Origin of the sequence: Archaeoglobus profundus DSM 5631 (assembly GCF_000025285.1) — an archaeon.
In the GTDB taxonomy this organism is placed as follows: domain Archaea; phylum Halobacteriota; class Archaeoglobi; order Archaeoglobales; family Archaeoglobaceae; genus Archaeoglobus_B; species Archaeoglobus_B profundus.
Genome location: NC_013741.1, coordinates 1,311,082 through 1,330,625 on the forward strand (window position 1 = coordinate 1,311,082; position 19,544 = coordinate 1,330,625).

The 19,544-nt window shown below is 43.5% G+C and carries 16 protein-coding genes and 1 tRNA gene; 3 read left to right on the plus strand and 14 right to left on the minus strand.

The features are described from left to right. Nucleotides 1-14 precede the first annotated feature (14 nt). The 7 genes from mvhA to endA form a co-directional block, all read right to left on the minus strand. Nucleotides 15-1,475, minus strand: coding sequence for a F420-non-reducing hydrogenase iron-sulfur subunit MvhA (gene mvhA / locus ARCPR_RS07745; RefSeq protein WP_048084930.1), 1,461 nt, complete (start codon nucleotides 1,473-1,475; stop codon nucleotides 15-17). 50 nt (nucleotides 1,476-1,525) lie between these two features. After that, complete coding sequence (mvhG, locus tag ARCPR_RS07750; RefSeq protein ID WP_012940933.1) at nucleotides 1,526-2,491, minus strand: F420-non-reducing hydrogenase iron-sulfur subunit MvhG; 966 nt, start codon at nucleotides 2,489-2,491, stop codon at nucleotides 1,526-1,528. Between the two features lie 4 nt (nucleotides 2,492-2,495). Then, nucleotides 2,496-2,909, minus strand: a complete 414-nt coding sequence (mvhD, locus tag ARCPR_RS07755; protein ID WP_012940934.1) for a F420-non-reducing hydrogenase iron-sulfur subunit MvhD — start codon at nucleotides 2,907-2,909, stop codon at nucleotides 2,496-2,498. A 6-nt stretch (nucleotides 2,910-2,915) separates the two neighbouring features. After that, nucleotides 2,916-3,815, minus strand: coding sequence for a CoB--CoM heterodisulfide reductase iron-sulfur subunit B family protein (locus ARCPR_RS07760; RefSeq protein WP_012940935.1), 900 nt, complete (start codon nucleotides 3,813-3,815; stop codon nucleotides 2,916-2,918). Nucleotides 3,816-3,824: 9 nt separating this feature from the next. Further along, nucleotides 3,825-4,391, minus strand: coding sequence for a 4Fe-4S dicluster domain-containing protein (locus ARCPR_RS07765; protein ID WP_012940936.1), 567 nt, complete (start codon nucleotides 4,389-4,391; stop codon nucleotides 3,825-3,827). 1 nt (nucleotide 4,392) lies between these two features. After that, the gene (locus ARCPR_RS07770) at nucleotides 4,393-6,498 is read right to left on the minus strand and encodes a CoB--CoM heterodisulfide reductase iron-sulfur subunit A family protein (protein WP_012940937.1); all 2,106 of its coding nucleotides are present in this window, start codon (nucleotides 6,496-6,498) and stop codon (nucleotides 4,393-4,395) included. Nucleotides 6,499-6,681: 183 nt separating this feature from the next. Next, nucleotides 6,682-7,623, minus strand: coding sequence for a tRNA-intron lyase (gene endA / locus ARCPR_RS07775; protein ID WP_012940938.1), 942 nt, complete (start codon nucleotides 7,621-7,623; stop codon nucleotides 6,682-6,684). Nucleotides 7,624-7,704: 81 nt separating this feature from the next. Between endA and ARCPR_RS07780 the strand changes: the two genes are divergently transcribed. Next, nucleotides 7,705-8,172: a hypothetical protein gene (locus tag ARCPR_RS07780; protein ID WP_012940939.1), complete on the plus strand. Its 468-nt coding sequence runs from the start codon at nucleotides 7,705-7,707 to the stop codon at nucleotides 8,170-8,172. Next, nucleotides 8,153-9,358 carry a M20 family metallo-hydrolase gene (locus ARCPR_RS07785; RefSeq protein ID WP_012940940.1) on the plus strand — a complete coding sequence of 402 codons (1,206 nt, stop codon included), beginning with the start codon at nucleotides 8,153-8,155 and terminating at the stop codon, nucleotides 9,356-9,358. The genes ARCPR_RS07780 and ARCPR_RS07785 overlap by 20 nt, the downstream gene beginning before the upstream one ends. Before the next feature lie 4 nt (nucleotides 9,359-9,362). Here ARCPR_RS07785 and thpR read toward each other — a convergent pair whose 3' ends face one another. Beyond that, the gene (gene thpR, locus ARCPR_RS07790) at nucleotides 9,363-9,914 is read right to left on the minus strand and encodes an RNA 2',3'-cyclic phosphodiesterase (protein ID WP_012940941.1); all 552 of its coding nucleotides are present in this window, start codon (nucleotides 9,912-9,914) and stop codon (nucleotides 9,363-9,365) included. A gap of 64 nt (nucleotides 9,915-9,978) precedes the next feature. Between thpR and pheT the strand changes: the two genes are divergently transcribed. Continuing rightward, on the plus strand, nucleotides 9,979-11,625 hold the full coding sequence (pheT, locus tag ARCPR_RS07795) for a phenylalanine--tRNA ligase subunit beta (RefSeq protein WP_012940942.1): 1,647 nt from the start codon (nucleotides 9,979-9,981) through the stop codon (nucleotides 11,623-11,625). Between the two features lie 14 nt (nucleotides 11,626-11,639). Here pheT and ARCPR_RS07800 read toward each other — a convergent pair. The 6 genes from ARCPR_RS07800 to ARCPR_RS07825 form a co-directional block, all read right to left on the minus strand. After that, nucleotides 11,640-11,712 (minus strand) — tRNA-Asn (locus ARCPR_RS07800). 107 nt (nucleotides 11,713-11,819) lie between these two features. Beyond that, the gene (locus ARCPR_RS07805; RefSeq protein WP_012940943.1) at nucleotides 11,820-13,112 is read right to left on the minus strand and encodes a TrpB-like pyridoxal phosphate-dependent enzyme; all 1,293 of its coding nucleotides are present in this window, start codon (nucleotides 13,110-13,112) and stop codon (nucleotides 11,820-11,822) included. 90 nt (nucleotides 13,113-13,202) lie between these two features. Further along, complete coding sequence (locus tag ARCPR_RS07810) at nucleotides 13,203-14,186, minus strand: polyprenyl synthetase family protein (protein WP_012940944.1); 984 nt, start codon at nucleotides 14,184-14,186, stop codon at nucleotides 13,203-13,205. Further along, nucleotides 14,158-15,237 carry a type 2 isopentenyl-diphosphate Delta-isomerase gene (gene fni / locus ARCPR_RS07815; RefSeq protein WP_012940945.1) on the minus strand — a complete coding sequence of 360 codons (1,080 nt, stop codon included), beginning with the start codon at nucleotides 15,235-15,237 and terminating at the stop codon, nucleotides 14,158-14,160. Before fni ends, ARCPR_RS07810 begins: the two co-directional genes overlap by 29 nt. 25 nt (nucleotides 15,238-15,262) lie before the next feature. Further along, nucleotides 15,263-15,982 carry an isopentenyl phosphate kinase gene (locus tag ARCPR_RS07820; protein WP_012940946.1) on the minus strand — a complete coding sequence of 240 codons (720 nt, stop codon included), beginning with the start codon at nucleotides 15,980-15,982 and terminating at the stop codon, nucleotides 15,263-15,265. A 13-nt stretch (nucleotides 15,983-15,995) separates the two neighbouring features. Then, nucleotides 15,996-19,496, minus strand: a complete 3,501-nt coding sequence (locus tag ARCPR_RS07825; protein ID WP_012940947.1) for a DNA polymerase II large subunit — start codon at nucleotides 19,494-19,496, stop codon at nucleotides 15,996-15,998. Nucleotides 19,497-19,544: the final 48 nt, after the last annotated feature.

Consider the following 19,544-nt stretch of genomic DNA (forward strand, 5'->3'; position numbering starts at 1 on the left):
ATAAAAATAAAAGTTTAGAAGTTCCTGATGGTCTTGATAAGCTCGCCCTCGCTGTCGTAAACCAAAACTTCAAGTGGATACCTTCCCGGCAGTGCGTGGGATGCACAGGCCTGACAGATGTCGTACGGCCTGTAAGCTATCTCTACGTAGTTGAGCAGTTTGTCGTTTATCTCTTTGTTCTCCTGTATGAAGTGCTGTGCTGCCTTCTTTATTGCTATGTTTATAGGTGCGTGGTTGTGCGTTGTAGCTACGATCAAGTTGGCATCGGTTACTATTCCGTTCTCATCAGTCTTGTAGTGGTGAATCAATGTGCCACGAGGAGCTTCGATTATTCCGACACCTTCTCCAGTTACCTCTCCTAGTTCAGCTCTTACATCTGGGCTTGTGATTTCTGGATCCTGTGCAAGTTCTAGAACTCTCTCCGCAGCGTTCAAGAGCTCGACGGCTCTGGCCCAGTGGTAGGCCATTATGTAGTGAATTGGTCTCTCCTTCAAAACATCGAACATCTTTTCCTGAGCCTCCTTAGCCTTTGGTGTGTTCATATCACCAATGTTGCACCTCGCTAATGGACCTACGCTGTACAGGCTTGTTCCTTCTCCATCAACAAATCCCTTCCATCCCAACTGCTTGAAGTATGGCATCTTTACGTAGCTCCAAGGAACTACTCTCTCGGCTATGTAGTTGAGATAATCCTTACCCTTGAACCTGAAGACCTCGTTTCCTTTGGTATCAATTCCTACCTGCCAGCCATCGTAGTAGTTAACTTTACCCGCATCATCGACTGTTCCCAAGTAGTTGACCACTACTCTGTAGTAATCTGCTGTAATCAGTTCAAGCAACTTCTCGTTCTTCAGAATTACATCCTCAAATACCTGGAGTGTCAACTCTCCAAGCTCAACCATCTCCTTGGCAAGAGCCTCGATTTCCTTTCTTTCATCCTCCGTTATCCTCTTCGACCATCCACCGGGTAATCCTGCAACTGGATGGATTGGCTTTCCTCCAAGCATTTCTAAGACTTTGACAGCTGCAAACCTCTTCTTAAGCACGGTTTTACCTACATCAACACCTACTTTCTTTATCAGTCCGACGAGGTTTCTCTCAGCAGGATCAGCTTCAATTCCTACAACGAAGTCTGGCAATCCCAAAGCATAGAGAATTGCACAGTGATCTTCTACATAGTGAGCGTTTAGGTACAATTCTCTGATTTTCTTAGCAGTTTCTGTTGGTTCTACACCGTAAACTCCGTCACTCGCTTTTGTTGATGCTGTGTGGTGAACGGCTCTACATACACCACATATGGTTGAAACAGTTCTTGGGACTTCCTCTATCGGCAATCCTCTAAGGAATGTTTCGTATCCTCTAAACTCCACAATCTGATAGAACGCGTCTGCCACATTTCCCTTATCGTCTAGAAATATGGCAATCTTACCGTGACCCTCAAGTCTTGTCATCGGCTCAATCTCAATCTTCTTCACACTTTTCACCTCCTTCTTCCCGAAAATTTTTTTGAAGATGTGCATAAAAATCACTTAAATAGCTTCTTGTTTATCATAGCTCCGGGCAGGCTGTACCTGTAGAGTATCTTCGTTAGCACGGGATACTTCTTGATCAACTGATCAGTTACGTTCTCGTCAGCTAATATTGAACCCAACGCACTTATTGCTCTCAAGCCGAAGTCCCTTGTCGGTGGAATAGGTCCACCACATCCGGCACATCTTATGTTTACTTTAGGACACAGAGCTCCACAATCGCCCTGAGTTACCGGACCCAAGCAGAGGTAACCCTGATTGAGTAGGCACTCCTCCTCATCTGGAATACCCTCGTGCATTCTCTTAACTTCTTTAACGAATTCTCTTGTCTTACCCTTAACGGCTGGATTTCTAGCACAGACATCGCAGACAGCCTTTCCATTCGTTATCCATGATCCCTTAGGTGGCAAGTTACCGGTTATAACCGCTTCAACAACCTTTGCGACGTGATCGTGGTGCGGTGGACATCCGCCGACGTAGTAATCGACTTCTATTACCTCATCAATCGGCTTAACACGGTCGAGGAACTCTGGCAAGGTCAATTCGAATTCACCTTCCTTACTTACGGGTTGAGGTATGACATTATTGGGGTTGTCCGTGCTCGGACTCTTTATGTACGCATTCTCGAACAACTCCTCATTCTTGTGCATGTTAGCCATTCCTGGTATTCCACCTAGAGCTGCACAGATTCCGAAAGCTACGATTATCTTACACTTCTGTCTCATCACCTTGACGAGATGCTCGTTTTCCTTGTTTCTAACCATACCTGAGATTAATCCCAAATCTATCGACTGGTCGGGCATTGCCTCCAAATCCTTGTACTTTACATCAGCAACTGTAGGTGCCCAGAATACAATTTCCAAGTGCTCTAAAGCGTCTACGAGCTTTTCTGATAGGTCAACAACAGCCATATCACAGCCGCCACAACCACCGACTAAAAGATATGCAAGTTTCAGAGCCATGTTATCACCTCTCAAACTTAAACGGTCCCAACTTCCTTATCGTGGCATCGAATTCCGTCATGACTTCAGCGAACTTCAAACCTTCAGAACCGCTGATCCACTCTAGCCTTACTCTTTCTGGCTCGATTCCCAATTCAGTTAAGAGCTTGTGCAGAAGTTTGAACCTTCTTAAAGCTTTGTAGTTCCCCTCCTTGTAATGGCAATCTCCAAGGTGGCAACCTCCAACTATCACACCGTCAGCACCGTTTGTTAGAGCCTCGACTATGAACTCTGGCTCAACTCTACCGCTGCAGGGGACTCTGACGACTTTAACAGTAGGTGGGTAGGAGTATCTCAAGCTACCAGCCATGTCAGCAGCTTGGTAAGTACACCAGTTACATGCAATACAAACGATGTTTGGTTCCCACTCCTCGCTCATCAAAAATCACCTCTTATTTTCCAAAATTCTCTTAATTATTTCATCTCTTGGGGTTACACAAATGCCTGCGACCTTCTCTGGATCGAATCCCATGCATAAAGCTATGACTTGCACCAAGTGCAGTACGGGGATTGAGAAGTTTATCTTGCCCTCCTTCCTCAGCCTCTCCTGTGCATCGTCCAATTGAATCAGGCAAGAGCTGCACGTTGTTACAATCAAATCCGCATCGATCTCCTCCTTAATGTTCTCCATCTTCTCCTTAACGAGCTTGAACGATTTCTCTGGATCGGTACTTCTCAAAGCACCCATTCCGCAGCACTCTATCAACTTTGTGTAGTAAGGAGCCTCAGCTCCCAAAGCTTCACAGAGTTCTCTCAAAACCTTTGGATTAAAAGGATCCTCTTCCTTATCAGGATAAACCTCGGAAGGCCACAAGAAGTGGCATCCCGGCTGAACTGCTACGGTAATTCCGTCTAAAGTATACTTTATCGACTCCTTCAGCTTCTCCAATCCTACATCCTTGTAGAGAACCCATGCCACATGCCTGCACTTAGCTTTACCCTCATATCTCTTTCCTATCGTGGCAAGTATCTCGTTTACCTTCCTGTGTATCTCCGGATTCGTGAGCATCTTATGTCTTGCCTCATTTAATGACCCGTAACATGAGTTACAAGCAGTCATCAAATCAATTCCTTTCTCTTCACCCAGAGCGAGATTTCTCGCTGCAACGGCGCACCATCCAACGATATCTACCGAAGGCATTGTTCCCCAAGTCGGGCAGCATGATTGTCCCACAAGATCGTCCAGTTCAATCCCCAAAGCTGGGAATATGCTTCTCATCGAAACTTCCACGTCTGGCCTGTTGAATGAAATGTTACAACCCAAGAATAAGCCGTACTTCACCATATTCTCACCTCACTCCATCGGAACCAATCCTAACTCAGCCAACTTCGTCTGTTTCAGTATCTTCCTCAAGTCCTCCAATGCTTTCGGATCCGATTCAGTTGAAGGTGGTTTTTCAGGCAATCCAACCTTCTTTCTTGCCTCTCTCCCAGCCATGTAAACGGCATGTCCATATTCGTACAAGGATCTCAATCCTTCTATTGCAAGAGATCCAATTGCATACTCTTCAGCCATCAACCTTCTCATCGCGAACATCACTTCAAACGGCGAAACTCTTCTAGGACAGATCTCCGTGCATCTGTTGCATGCAACGCATGCCCAAGGTGTTGGGTCATCTAACAATTCATCCCTTAAACCTAATATTAGAGCCTTTATCAGCTTCTTGTTGTACCATTCAAATCCTACTCTTGCAAGTGGGCAGATTGAAGCGCAAGCACCGCACTGCATGCAGTACATTAATCTTTCAGCGCCAAGCTCCTTTATTATCTCAGCAACTCTCTTTTCCAATTCAGTTTCTTCCCTCTCAGCTAAATAAGATAAATTAATAACATCTGGAACGCCTTCTTCCATCATTTCCATTTTACAACACCTCCACAATTCCCCTCTTCGCTAACGTCCTAACTTGAGCTAGGACTTGCTCGAACGTGAATCCGTGTAGCTTTATAGCTTTGCTCGGGCAGGCTGCTGCACATACACCACATCCCTTACACAATGCTGGATTTATCTCGGCTCTCATGCTCTCGTTGTACTTCGTCATCGTTATTGCACCGTAGGGACACAACGGCACACAGATTCCACAGCCAGAACACTTTTCTTTGTCAACTTCAGATACCAAAGGTTCTAACTTCATCTTACCCGGAGCTATGAGTGACATTGCTGAAGAGGCTGCAGCTTTAGCCTGTGCAACGGAATCTGGTATGTCCTTAGGACCTTGAGCGCAACCGCATATGAATATACCCTCAGTCATCGTATCTACTGGATAGAGCTTCGTGTGCCTCTCTCTAAAGAATCCTTCCGCACCGATGTTTATTCCCAACTTCCTTGCCAATTCGATCGTTCCGTCGGATGGCTCTATGGCTGTAGCAAGCACAACTAAATCAGCTATCACTTCAACTGGTTTGCCGATCTCAGCATCGTAACCTCTGACCCAGAGTCTCTCGTCTGGCATTCTTCTTATTCCACCAACCTTACCCTTGATTACTTTGATACCCAGCTGTCTACATCTCATGTAGTATTCGTCGAAGTCCTTTCCGGGAGTTCTCACGTCTATGAAGAAGATGTATATGTCCAAGTCTGGATACTTTTCTTTGAGAAGCATTGCCTGCTTGAGCATGTACATACAACAGACTTTGGAGCAGTAGGTGTGGAATCTCTCATCTCTTGAACCTACACAAGATACATAAACTATCCTATGTGGTTTCCTTGCCTCTAATTCTACCTCTTCTCCCTTAGCAACCTTCTTCTTCCACTCCTCATACTTCGGAATGTCCGAAGGAACGATTAGCTTACCTTCTGTTGGGCCAGTTGCAGAAATCAATCTCTCCATCTGCAAAGCCGTTATTACATTGGGTGAGTCAGGTGCGAATTCCTTGAAGTGTGTCTTGTCCATCACTTTGTATCCAGTAGCTACGATGATTGCACCAACATCCAATTCGATCAATTCCCCTTCTGGATTCCTCGGCTTTGTTCTATCTGCAGCACCAGTCGGACAAACTTTTTCACATGGTGCGAGAATTGGCTTTCCATCCTTCGTTTTTCTTGGCTCTGTTCCGAATTTCCTACCACCGCACTCTATACATGCATCTATATCAATTACAGCCTTCTTTGGAACCGCCTGAGGGAACTGGATGTAAATAGCACCTCTCTTGCTTAAACCTTCGTTGAACTCGTCTGGAACTCTTGCCTTAGGAGGACATACGTCTGTACAAGCTCCACAACCCGTACAGAGATCCCAATCAACCCAAGTCTGCTTCTTTCTTACCTTAACCTTGAAGTTTCCTACAGTTCCTTCTACAGCCTCAACTTCAGAATACGTGAGAAGTTCGATGTTTGGATGGTTTGCAACTTCAACCATCAATGGTGTTAAGATACAAGCAGAACAGTCGTTTGTTGGGAATGTTTTGTCCAACTTTGCCATGTTTCCTCCGATTGAAGGATTTCTCTCAACTAGGTAAACCTTATATCCTGCATTTGCAATGTCCAAGGCTGCAAAAATTCCTGCTATACCTCCTCCTATCACTAATACTTTTTGAGTTATGTCAACATATCTATCCTCCAAGGGTTCGAGTAATCTTGCTTTGGCAACTGCTGCAGCTATTATCTGCTTAGCCTTCTCTGTAGCCTTCTCCTTCTCATGCCAGTGAGCCCATGAACACTGGTCTCTGATGTTTGCCATTTCGAAATAGTATTTGTTCAGTCCAGCATCCTCACAAGCCTTCCTGAAAATTGGCTCGTGTGTTCTCGGTGTACATGCAGCTACTACAACTCTATTTACCCTACCTTCTTTGATATCCTGCTTGATAAGCTCCTGTCCGGGGTCAGAACACATGAAGAGATAGTCTCTAACGACAACAACATTTGGCAGGGTTTCAGCAAACTTTTTTACTTCTTCTATGTTTACCGCACCAGCTATGTTCTCTCCACAATGGCAGATGTAGACGCCAATCTTCGGCTCTTCTTCAGCCATCTTATCACCTCAGAACACTCTAACAATCTCAACTCGTGCCAACAATGTTTTGAATTGTAAAAATAAAAACTTTGCGGATTTTAGATATTACAATCGAAATGAAAAATAGCATTTCTTGTTATTTTATTTCTAAATTTTAATAATCAAAAATTTTTGCTCCAAATGCCTTTAACTCCGAGAAATTTAGACCTTCACCCTTTCAATGGATATATATCTGTTTCCTTTCTCATCCTTGTACACAAAGAGCATCTTTTTTCTAACACTGTGTGCCAACCTGACAGCCCTAACAATTTCAAAAGCTGGTATAGTTCTATCATCAACGATTGTAACGAGATAAGTCGAATGTGGCAGCCTTTCTCCAACGTACTCGTACAGTCTGAAGTCGCTACCGAACTTTAAGCCAGTTTTGACAACAAAACCTCTGTCCTTTAGATCCCTGTAAACTTCAAACCTTCTCTCAAAATCGGGATCTTTCCTCCTACCAACATCTATGAGTTCATCGAGTTTAAGCTTACTTCCGGCTTTGTAAACCTCTAAGCAACCTTTTTCGACAAGGTAAGCCCCTTCGAGAATGGATAGTATGGTCATATCCCCTTTCATGCTTCCGTAGAAGTAAGTTCTGTGAAGGAACCCGTCTGTAAATATTCTATTTTCGACAAGCACTCCTTTTACGTTAAATTCTTCTTCTTCGTGCCTACCTCTCGGTTCGACTTCTTTAACTTTATAGTATGTTAGCTCGTTCTCCTCATCAACTACAGCTAAGACCAGATTTTCAAATCTCCTTTCGGCAAGACTTCTTATACTTACGTCCTCAATCTCTTCGATTGGATAAAAAACGTACTTTCCGACCAGAACATCTTCAAGTATCTTCACCTTGTAACCTCTCCTTCTTAAATCCTCGTAAACACAATACTTGGGTATGAAGTTATCAATTCTCTCCATGCACCATTCGAAAACATCTACAAGCGATTTTCCTACAACTTCACCTCTACCGTTTAGGACCAAGTAAAGTACTTCTATTGGATGTAGGATTAATTTGCCTCCTTTTTTGACACCAATTCCCATTTTTTCAAGCTTCTTAGAGAAGGAAACATACGCCACGTCATTCTCAACGAAAATTTTCATGTCGATTGGAATTGCAAAGGGTTATTTCATTGTTCCGATCAAAAGAAAACAACTTTTAACCCACAACGACAATTGTGGGTGATGCCAAAAAAGTTGTTCATTCACGAGAAGACTGTGGAGATTCTCCTAAAGATTCTTGAAGCTGAAGAAAATAAGAAGAAAGCCTATCCGATGTTAATAGCTAAGGAGGTAAACTCACCATATAGCTACGTCTCAAAAATACTCAACGAGTTTGAAAGATTCGCAATTGTAGAATCGGAGTTTGAGGGTAGGACTAAAGTTTTGAGATTGACAAAGAACGGTAGAAAAGTTGCAGAACTCTTTAAAGAGATAGTGAGACTACTTGAATGCGATTTAGTTTCGAGGGATAGAGTGGAAAAGCTTAAGGAGATATATGAAAAATCTCCGAAAAATTTCAAAAGCTTGGCCGGCATAATTGCCGAAATTGAGAGGCTGAAGAACTCCAAAGATGATGAAGTCTTAAGAGGGGTTGTTGAACTTGAAAATGAAATAAGGAAGGTGATTTCGAATGAAAGAGGAGGTAAGTAGGGAGTGTGAGAAATATAGAGAGGAAATGATAGAGGTAGCATGCAAGCTTATTGAACTAAAAGCAATAAGCCCAGACTACGGTGGGGAGGGAGAGCTGGACAAAGCTGAGTACATTGAAAGTCTTCTCGAAGGGTTTGAAGTTGAGAGATTCGATGCGAAAGATGACAGAGCTAAGGGTGGTGTTAGACCGAACATAGTTGCTAAGGTCTGCGATGGGGAAAGAATGCTTTGGATAGTTTCACACATGGATGTCGTGCCCGAAGGAGATCTGGCTTTGTGGGAAACACCACCCTTTAAAGCGGTTGTTAAGGATGGTAAGATTTACGGGAGAGGGGCCGAAGACAATAACCAAGCAATAGTTTCTTCCCTATTCGCTGGCAAGGTTGTTAAAAATCTGATGAAAAAGGGTTTTGAGCCTAAGATCGGTTTTGGTTTAGTTTTCGTGTCCGATGAGGAGACCGGTAGCGAATACGGAATAAAGTATCTTTTGAAGCAAGGTATCTTCAACAAAGACGACTTGATAGTTGTTCCAGATGCTGGAAACGAAAGAGGAGATGAAATAGAAATAGCGGAAAAGAGCGTACTTTGGTTAAAGTTTAGGGTTCATGGAATCCAGAGTCATGCAAGTACACCGAAGCTGAATGCGAATAGAAGGGCTATGGAATTCCTACTTGAGCTAGACAAAACTTTGCACAGCAAGTTTAGCGCAACAAACAAACTCTTCAATCCACCATACTCAACATTTGAGCCTACTAAGAGAGAGAAAAACGTTGACAACGTTAACACTGTTCCAGGATTGGATGTCAGCTACATGGATTGTAGAGTTCTGCCGGAATACGATCTAAACGATGTTTTAAGGGTTGTCAATGAAGTTAAAGCCAAGTTCGTTGAAAGGGACAAGAAGCCCATAGAGGTTGAAGTTTTGCAAACTAACTCCTCACCACCAACGCCAGAGGACAGCGATGTGGTTGAAATCCTTAGGAAGGCTATAAAGTTGATGAGGGTAATCGATGCTAGGCCCATTGGAATAGGCGGAAACACTTGTGCCTCCTTCTTCAGGCAGTTCGGAATTCATACAGCAGTCTGGGCAACTTTTGTGGGCAATGCGCACGAACCAAACGAGTTTTGTCTAATAGACAACATGGTGGAGGATGCCAAAGTATTTGCACTCCTACCCTTTATCTAACCCTTTATTCAAGTCTGTAGACCTCAATATCTTCATAAATTGGTCCCTTGGGTGTTAGAGTACTCTTTTTGAGCTTGAAAACATCAACCACCATCTCTCCAAAGTCGTAGTCCTTGTACTTCTCAACAACCTTCAAAAGTCTTTCTTTGTCGGAAGGAGCCAATCTCTTTACCCTCGCAACTGTGGCATGAGCTACAAAATCTTTGTCTCTCTTGAATCCCAAGCTCCTGAGCGAGCTTTCAACGGCATCAGCCAACACCTTCAAGTTCTCTTCACCCTCCTCAACACCAACCCACACAACTCTGATGTTGCCCTGAGGTGGAAAGCTTCCCAAACCCTTTAACCTGATCTTGAACGGCTCGGATTTTATTTCTCTTAACTTTTCCTTGATAACTTCAACCCTTCTATCTGGCACTTCCCCCAAGAACATCAGTGTGATGTGTAAGTTCTCCTTTTCAACGGTCTTAACTCCTTTAAAGTCCTTAAAGGTCTTGAGGACGTTATTCATTTTCTCTCTGACTTCATCGCTCAAATCTACAGCTACGAACAGCCTCATGTTCCATGCTACATTTCAAGCTTTTAAACCAAACGCTTATTTAACAAGACCAAATCCTTTCACCATGCCCGTCGTAACGCTCTACTGGGATGAGCTTGAGAGACTAGTGGGTGTTGATAGAAAGACTATCCTCGAAAACCTCCCCATGATAGGTTGCGATATTGAAAGAGTTTACGATGATCATGTTGACGTTGAATTCTTCCCAAACAGACCCGATCTGTACAGTGTTGAAGGTGTTGCGAGAGCTTTAAGGGGATTTTTGGACATTGAGAGAGGTTACAGGCATTATGATGTCAAGAAGGGAGACTGGAAGATTTACGTTGATGAAAGTGTTTTAGCCGTTAGACCCTACATCAGGGGTTGCGTAGTTAGAGGCTTGAAGATGAGCGATGAGATCATAAGGTCGTTAATGGAAGTACAGGAAGATCTGCACTGGACTATTGGAAGAAATAGGAGGAGAATGGCTATTGGTGTTCATGATCTGAGCAAGATAAAGTTTCCATTGACTTACAAAGCTGTTGATAAGGATTTCAGCTTTGTTCCGTTGGATTTCGATAGGGAGATGACGGTTGAAGAGATTCTCAGGGAACATCCAAAGGGCAAGAAGTTTGCATTCATTTTGGAAGGGAAGGACAGGTATCCGATGATCGTAGATGCTGATGGAGATGCTATATCGTTCCCTCCCATAATAAATGCGGAGAAGACGAGGGTTACAGAGAAAACGACCGATATTTTCATCGACGTGACTGGTTTTGACGAATACGTTGACAAGGCTCTGAACATCTTAGCGACGATGTTGGCTGACAGAGGTGGTGTAATCGAATCGGTTGAAGTTATCTACCCTGATAAGACATTCACTTCTCCAGATTTGAGTCCTAGGAAAATGGATATAAGCAAGGAAGAAATTTACGGTCTCTTAGGATTTAAGCCGAGCGATGAAGAAATTAGAATAGCTTTGGAAAGAATGAGGTTTGGAGTTGAGAAAATCGACGATAAGATTGTTAGAGTTCTTGTTCCACCTTACAGAGCAGACATAATGCACGAGTGGGATGTTATAGAGGATATTGCGATAGGTTACCGCTACGATAGAATTGAGCCAGAGTATCCAAAAACAATGGGAATTGGCAAAAGTCATCCTTGGAACGATCTGAGAGATGTTGTAAAGGAAATCATGATTGGTTTGGGATTTTTAGAAGTTATAACATTCACGTTAACTAACGAGAGAGTTCAATACGATTGGATGGGGAGGAAGGCTGAGGCTTGGAAGGATTACGTGCCCTTGATGAAGCCTTTAACTGAAGATCACACGATCGTCAGAACAGATTTGTTGCCAAAGCTCTTGGAGGTTTTAGCTGTAAACAAGCACCATCCAATGCCCCAGAAGATATTCGAGGTTGGGGATGTTGTTGTGGGTATGAAGAATAGGTTGAGACTTGCCTGTTGCATAACCCACTCTAAAGCAAACTTTGCAGAGATTAGAGGAGTTGTTCAGGCTGTTATGAGGGAGTTGAACTTGGACTGGGATGTTGAGGAGAGCGGAGATCAGGCTTTCATAGAGGGTAGAAGGGCTGATGTAATAGTCAAAGGCAAGAAAGTAGGAGTTTTCGGTGAGATACATCCCGAGGTGCTTGAGAAGTTTGAAATAACCAATCCAGTTGTGGGATTTGAGCTCGATCTAACTGAGATCTTCGACTGCGGTTACTTGCTTTAGAATGGAGGAGATAGCGCCGCCGCCAGGATTCGAACCTGGGACCATCGGCTTAACAGGCCGACGCTCTACCAGCTAAGCTACGGCGGCACCGACTATTGCTAATATCTATGTGAATTTAAAAGTTACCCTTCGATAGAGCTTGACAAGCGAGTTGCAATTTGTAAGGTTAGGTCAAAAGAAGAAATGAGGAAGAATCATGTATCCTGCAATCTGCCGTACAGGAAGTCATCATAAGCTTTCAAATCCAATAAACCGTGACCGCTGAAGTTGAACAGGATAACCTTTTCCTCTCCCTCCTCTCTTGCTTTAATCGCTTCATCGATGACAACTCTTATCGCGTGATTTGTCTCTGGTGCTGGAACGATACCCTCAGTTCTCGCAAACATCACACCAGCTTCGAACGTTGGAATCTGTCTAACTGCCCTTGGTTCAATTATTCCGTGCTTTACGAGCAGGCATAGAGTGGGGGCATCTCCGTGATACCTCAAACCACCTGCATGGATAGGCGGTGGTATGAAATCATGACCCAATGTGAACATCTTTAAAAGAGGAGTTAGTCCAGCTGTATCTCCGTAATCGTATTTGTAAGCACCCTCAGTTAATGTTGGACAAGCTTTGGGTTCTACAGCTATGATCTTAATCCCATCCTTCTGAGCATCCTTGATAAACGGATAGCACAAGCCAGCAAAATTGCTACCCCCTCCAACGCAACCCACTATTACATCCGGTTTTTCACCAATCGATTCAAGCTGTTTTTTAGCTTCTAAGCCTATAATCGTCTGATGTAAGAGGACGTGGTTCAGGACACTACCCAAGCTGTAATTTGTATTTTCATGCTTTACGGCATCTTCTATAGCCTCACTTATTGCTATACCTAGGCTACCGGGGTTGTCAGGGTCTTTTTCCAAGATCTTTCTGCCGACTTCCGTTCTATCCGAGGGGGAAGGAATTACCTCTCCACCCCAAGTTTCCATCAAAACCCTTCTGTAGGGTTTTTGATAATAGCTAACCTTAACCATGTAAACTGTACATTTCAAGTCAAAGAGCTTTGTTGCAAAGCATAGTGCAGATCCCCACTGTCCTGCACCAGTCTCAGTCGTAAGCCTTTCGATCCCTTCCTTTGCATTGTAATATGCTTGAGCTACCGCCGTGTTTGGCTTATGACTGCCCGGTGGACTAGCTCCCTCGTATTTGAAGTATATCCTTGCGGGAGTCTTCAAAGCCTTCTCAAGCCTAACCGCTCTAATCAAAGGAGTTGGTCTCCACAGAGCGTAGACATCTCTAACTTCTTCGGGGATTTTAATCCATCTCTCGTTGCTCATCTCCTGCTTAATCAAAGCTTTTGGGAATATCGGCTCTAAATCCTCAGGTTTTACCGGCTCCTTCGTTACGGGATGCAACGGAGGTGGCAAAGGTTCGGGCAAATCTGGTAGTATGTTGTACCAGTACTTTGGCATCTCATTTTCATCCAGTAAGATCTTCCGCATGCCTCAGCTGAAGTTTCTCAATATTTAAACATTGTCCTCTATCATAGGATTATGTCTAAAGTTTGGGATTGATAAACGATACCGCGGAAGTTAGTACTCTCTTGTAACCAAGTAATCAGCCAAAAGCATCAGAACATTCTTGGCATTCGAATCTGGCAAAACGTCTAAATACTTCTTACCCCTTTCAACAAACTCCTTAGCCATTTCCGAAGCAAAATCTATGGCTCCGCACTCCTTTAACTTTTCAACAGCCCTTCTCTTTTCATCATCACTTGCCTTACCCTTTCCAAAGATGTCTATTTCGACACCCATCTCTCTAGCCCTTAAATAAACGATCGTCTTCTTCCCCTCAACTAAATCGCTACACCAATCCTTTCCAATCTTCTCCCCACCTACTAAATCCAACACGTCGTCGTGAATTTGAAAACCTATTCCACAGTTCAATCCGAAGTCCCAAAGAGGCTTTACATATTTCTCTTCACCGTAAAGAACTGCAGGAATCGAGCAAGAACAAGCTATTAAAACGCCAGTTTTCTTCTCAACCATCTTCAGATAGTCCTCGACGCTTACATCATCTCTCTTTTCGAACTCCATGTCCATGTACTGTCCCTCGCAAATTTTGACACATACATCCGCAATAACTTCGACAGCCCTAATCACGTTCTCAGCTTCCACGTTGCACTTTGAAAGTATTTCAAACGCCTTAGCAAATAGGGTATCTCCAGCTAATATAGCTGTAGCTTCTCCAAACAGTCTGTGAACTGTGGGAACACCCCTTCTGTACTCATCCTTATCCATTATATCGTCGTGGATTAGGGTGAAGTTGTGTATGAGTTCTATAGCAATTGCTGAGGGTAGAATGGGTTTCCAATCCCTACCTATAGCTTCGCAGCTTAGCAGGGTTAGAACTGGCCTTAACCTCTTACCACCAGCTTTTATGAGATGATACGACGCCTTATACAACTCTTCAGGCTCCCCTAAATCTAAAAAGTCTTCCATAGCCTTGTTTATTACTTCAGATCTTTTCTTTATCTCCTTCAATATCTCATCTTTCGAGGCAGAGTTTTGAGACATCGTAACCCCTCACCTCAAGCCATTCTCTGAACTTACCACTTATAAATATCTCCACCTTCCTTAAGTCCTCACAACTTCTGCATCCCGTTAGAAACATCGCAACCTTCAAGCCGTCAATGTAGTATCTCAAAAGCTCTTTAACACTTTCAACACCCTCTAGAGCTCTCTTTAAAAAAGGTAAAGCGGAACTGCCAACCACAGCACCCAAAGCCAAAGCTTTAGCTAAGTCAAGCCCACTTCTAATTCCACCAGTTGCTATAACTGGTAAAATATCGTAGCATTCAACGATCGAGTACGCGGTAGGTATCCCCCAGTCCCAGAAATCTCTACCAATCTCAGCCTTGTATCCTTCACATCTGTAGGATTCTACGGCACTGAAGCTCGTCCCTCCCTTTCCCCCTACATCTAGCGCTGAGACTCCAACAGCTTTAAGCTTCAAAGCTATCCCTCTGCTTATTCCTGCCCCAGTTTCCTTGATTATAACTGGAACTTTCAAACTCTTACAAACTTCCTCTATTGCATCGTAAGCACTTCTAGAGAACTTATCCCCCTCTGGTTGGATTGCCTCCTGCAGATAGTTCAGATGAATTGCTAGGGCATCGGCATCGATCATTTCAACAGCCTTCTCAGCAATTTCGACATCCCTTATGACTTGGGGTAATCCTATATTTGCATAAACGAACGCTTTTGGAGCGAATTCTCTCACAATTGTGAAGCTCTCCAAATCTCCACCTTCAATTCCAGCTCTCTGACTTCCCACACCCATTCCCAAGCCCAGATCCTCAACTGCTGAAGCCAAGTTCTTGTTTATTTCAATTGCCTTTTCGTGCCCACCCGTTATAGATGCAATCAAAAATGGTGCCGATATCCTTTTACCGAGGAAATCCACACTTGTGTCGATTTCGTCAAAATCGATCTCAGGAATAGCCTTATGAATTAGCATTACATCCTCAAATCCACTGTACGAAGATTCAACCTCCTTGTTTAGGCAGATTTCGATGTGATCTAGCTTTCTCTTTGAAGTCCTCACATTTCGAAATTCTTTATGCATTATAAAACATTTCCGAAATAGAGTATCAGTCAGATTTAACGAGCGTTCCTACTTCTTCACAGCTTAGAAACCCCTTAAACTTTGAAATGCTAAAAATTCTAGCATTCACACCGCTCCTCAAAATCTTCTCGACCTTGCTTCTCATCCCACCGGTCACATCAACTCCTTTGGAGAATCCAATCTTGTCCAAATCTTTCCAAGTCACCACATCAGCTAATTTCCCGTCAACGTAAACTCCTTCAACATCAGTAGCAAAACCAATCTTTTCAGCCTTAAAAGCCTTGGCAAGCTTCAGCGTTATGTCATCGCCGGAAAGAACCTTGAAAAATCTGTCCTCCACATCGTAGACCATGTCCCCATGAGTTACGGGTATGAATCCTTCCTCAAGTGCCTTTTCGAAGATGTCGATGTCAAATGTTATCTTGCCCCCACGAAGTTTGAACGTTAGAAGGGGATGAACTGGAAAAGGTTTCAAGCCATACATGAGCATAGCCTCACAAATCATAGCGTTCAGCTCCTTGCATGACATATGCGCTCTAACAACACCCTCCAAGTTTTTCTCCTCCTTAAGCCTGTACTTAACTACAAAGGGGTGACCAAAGGAACCCACACCGTGAACAAGAATAAGTTTTCTGGGTCTTACTTCGGCAATATCTTTAGCAACTCTCTCTATAGAATCGATCTTAACTATTTTGAACCCCTTCTTATCTGTTATTGCAGATCCACCAATCTTGACTACTATCATGCGCTCACCCGTGTTAGAACAGGGTAACCTGCTTTCTTACATCGCTCTCAAACAGCGACTTAATCTCAAGCTCTATCAGCCTCAATCTCTGCTTGGTGTATTCAGAAACGTTGTATCTCTCGCAAAGTTCCTTTGAAACACCTAAATACTTAGTTATCGAGCTATTGTGAACTGTCAGAGTTAGCTTGCCACCGCATTTTGTGCACTTACCGGTTAAGGGCGGTCTTCTATACTTCGTATTGCAGTTTACACACCTGAACTCCTGCCTCGAGAAAGCCCTAAGATTTCCGATTATGTCTGGAAGGAAATGGCTTGTTAGAACTCTTTCAGCCACATCGTGCTCGTCAACAGCCCTTATCTTTTCAGCTAAACTCATCTGAGCCTTTACCTTATCCTGCATTGTCTTTAGAGATTTGTAAGCACTTTCCTTGACACCCAAAGCTATGTCGGTGTCGTGCGTAAATTTTAGACAGCAGAAGCGGAAATCGGTTGGAAGTACGTCTTCAACTCTTCTAATGGAAACCTCCTTTGGATCAGCGTAGCGTAAAGTAGCTTCATAAAACTCTAGCGGATATTCTGGGACTATGTCCATGTTGTGCACCTCTTTGTCCACCTCTCTTGGATCAACTATCGCTGTTAGGACGAGAGGAGCATCCATCTGGCCTCCTCTCTTATCTGGCAGGAAGTAGCGTGAGAAGTTTAGCAATCCGTCCAAAAGGAGCATGACAGAATCTTCATCGCCGTCGCAGTTTCTCCTCTTTGCCGCATGGAAGTAAGGATGGGCATAGCAGGCATTCATGTCCACAAAACCAATAATCCTGCCCAAAACACCAGCTGAGGTATGAGGAGCCAGACCAATCACTAGATGACCAATCAAATCTTCAGGCTTTTCGACCTTGTAATATGGCTCCAAACCGTAGAACTTTACAAGAAGATCGTCTATAAACTTGGCAACCCTCACAAGATACTCGGCACAACTCTTCGAAATTACGATATCCTGCGGTTTAAGCTCAACAATCTGGTCATCATTCTTAAGCTCGTTACCCATATAATCGTGCCTATAACCTAACTCTTTCAACCTTTCAACGCTCACCCCTATCTCCTTAGGTTTGAAATGCGTTAGAGGTAAATCTGTCATGTCGTAACGAATTGTACCATCTTTGAAAACGAAAACACCATGTTTTGCTCTTAGAATTCCCTTTTCCAACCTCTCAGGGATCTTCCACTTTGAAGTCATTCCTATAACTCCCTTTATGACATCAAAGCTGTCCCACTCGTTAAGGTTCTTCAAAGCTTCCTCGTAAAACTCCCGGATGTTAATTTTCCTCTTCAGATAAGGTTTCGCTTCACCCTTGCAATTCGGACAAACCTCGCTCCCACATTTGATCCTACATCTCGGACAGTAGTAGATCTGCTCGGTTACACCACCACACTTACACTTGAGCCAGAATCCTTCCTTCCCACACTCCTTACACCTTCTCAAAGCTATTTCAACCTCTATTTCCCCTCTTACTCCATTGGACGTGCAGTTTATCGCTTCCTTTATGTTCCTCTGCTTTCCCCCCGCTAAACCAAGTGGAAAGAGAATATGTGGCGGAGGGCTCATCCTCCTTTCCTTAGCTTTCTCTGGCCTTCCCATTCTCGCTCCAATCCTTGTAGGAGCTTTAGCCCTGACATCCAAGCCCGAGAGCTTTCTGACTATATCGAGTATATTCCCTTCAGCCTTGATATCAACCTTCCTTAAATCGAAGGTTAAACCTAAACATCTAACCAAAACTTTCCATTTCTCGATTACAATTTTATTATTTCTCACCTTATGCTCTACGAGCAGATCTTCCAAGATTCTCTTGGCTCTGTCATCGTAATCCAAGACGAGCATTTTACCGTCTATTTTGCCACCAGAAACAAAATCTCTTAAGTAGAAGTAATCTTCAACGCTTATGTCGTGCCAGAGGTATGTGTAATCTGGATGCAGGGGAACGCCGTATTCATCGCACAATCTCAAAGCTTCATCCTCGCTTATCTTCCTAAAATCTCCATTGATTCCCTTTCTCCTTACTTCCTGAATCCACCACTCGTAGCAGTAGCTTGCTGGCATTAGAGGATGATTGTTCTCCAAAAAATCGCCGTAGTTTATCAGGATTTCACCCAAGTCTATTATTTCCTCTACCTCATCCTTCAGAGCTAGGGCTGTTTTGTAGTCGTTTATCTTAACAACGTCTCCGTTCTTCAGCTTAACTGTTGGGCCTTCTATAGTTGTTACTGGAACAACTCCTCCAGCCTTTCCCGGTCTTTCAACCTTGAGCTGTGTTCCTATTGCAATGAAACCATCGGCTATGACCATGGTTGCAGGGTTTATACCCACAGTAGCAAATCCTGAGTTTCTTGCCCTCCCGTATCTCAATCTAAATCCACCTTTCCTCGAAGGATGGCTGAAAACGGGCCTTCCAGCGACTATATCCGAAAGGTACTTGTCCTTTGGCTTGATCTCCTGGTTTTCCTCCTTCTCTTTCTCTATACTTTCCACCTCTTCCTCTTCTTCGCTTTTGGGCTGATACGTTGCATCCGTGAATTTGACAACCTCCTCTTCCTGCTCAAATTCCTTATTGATTAACTTATCAAGCCAGTCCCAGCCGTCTATCTTGAGCTTATCTACCATCTTCTTAAGCTTGGGAGCTTTCAGAGCAATTCCTTCAGCTATGACAAGACACATTCCACCCCTTACTCTATTTGTTTCAACTCTTGGCAAGTCTCTGTAACCGGAAACTTCCACATCCTCCGTAGGTTCACCGTCTATGCAAACAGGACAGTTTTCAACTATCAGCCTGATTTCAGCATCGCTCGGCAGGTATTGGAGGTTTGCAACCTTCTTGTATAGTGGAATCTCTTCGCAATACCTCAAAATCTCCTCCCTCGTAGGCTTGTACCTATCCAATCCGAGCTTTCTTCTTACGTAGTCACCAACCAAAACCGAAACTACTTGAGCAGTTCCACCAGCACTTCTTATCGGTCCAGCATAGTAAATTTTCAGAAATTCAGTTCCATCATCGTTTTTATCAATCTTAATCTTAGCTATTCCTTCAATCGGTGCCGCAACAACTCCCTCAGTTTGAATTGCAACAGCTACCCTTACAGCCTTATCTAATGCCGTTTCTCTATCGAACTTCCCGAATTTACCTTCAACTATCTCCTCAGCAATCTTAAAGCATATCTCCTCTCTGCTTAAGCCCTCTTCTTCAAGCTCAACAATCCTCTTAGCTAAACCATTTATTCCCATCAACTTTTCGACTCTCTCAGCCATGTTCTTTGCAATTGGAATCTCAACATTAGGGTATGGATCGAGAAGCTTTGATCTAGCTTTTTTTGCAATCTCGTAGGCTCTTTCCAACTCCTTGAGGAGAGTAGCATGATATTCCTTAATTTCATTGAGTAGGATAGGGCATTCATCTCTAACGGGCTTTGACTCCTCCTTTTTCTGATCACCCGTTATAAAATCGGTAAGCTTGAGTTGCATGTATGGAGTTGGGCAAAAAGTTAAACGTTTTTCCGTTATCATCGTCTG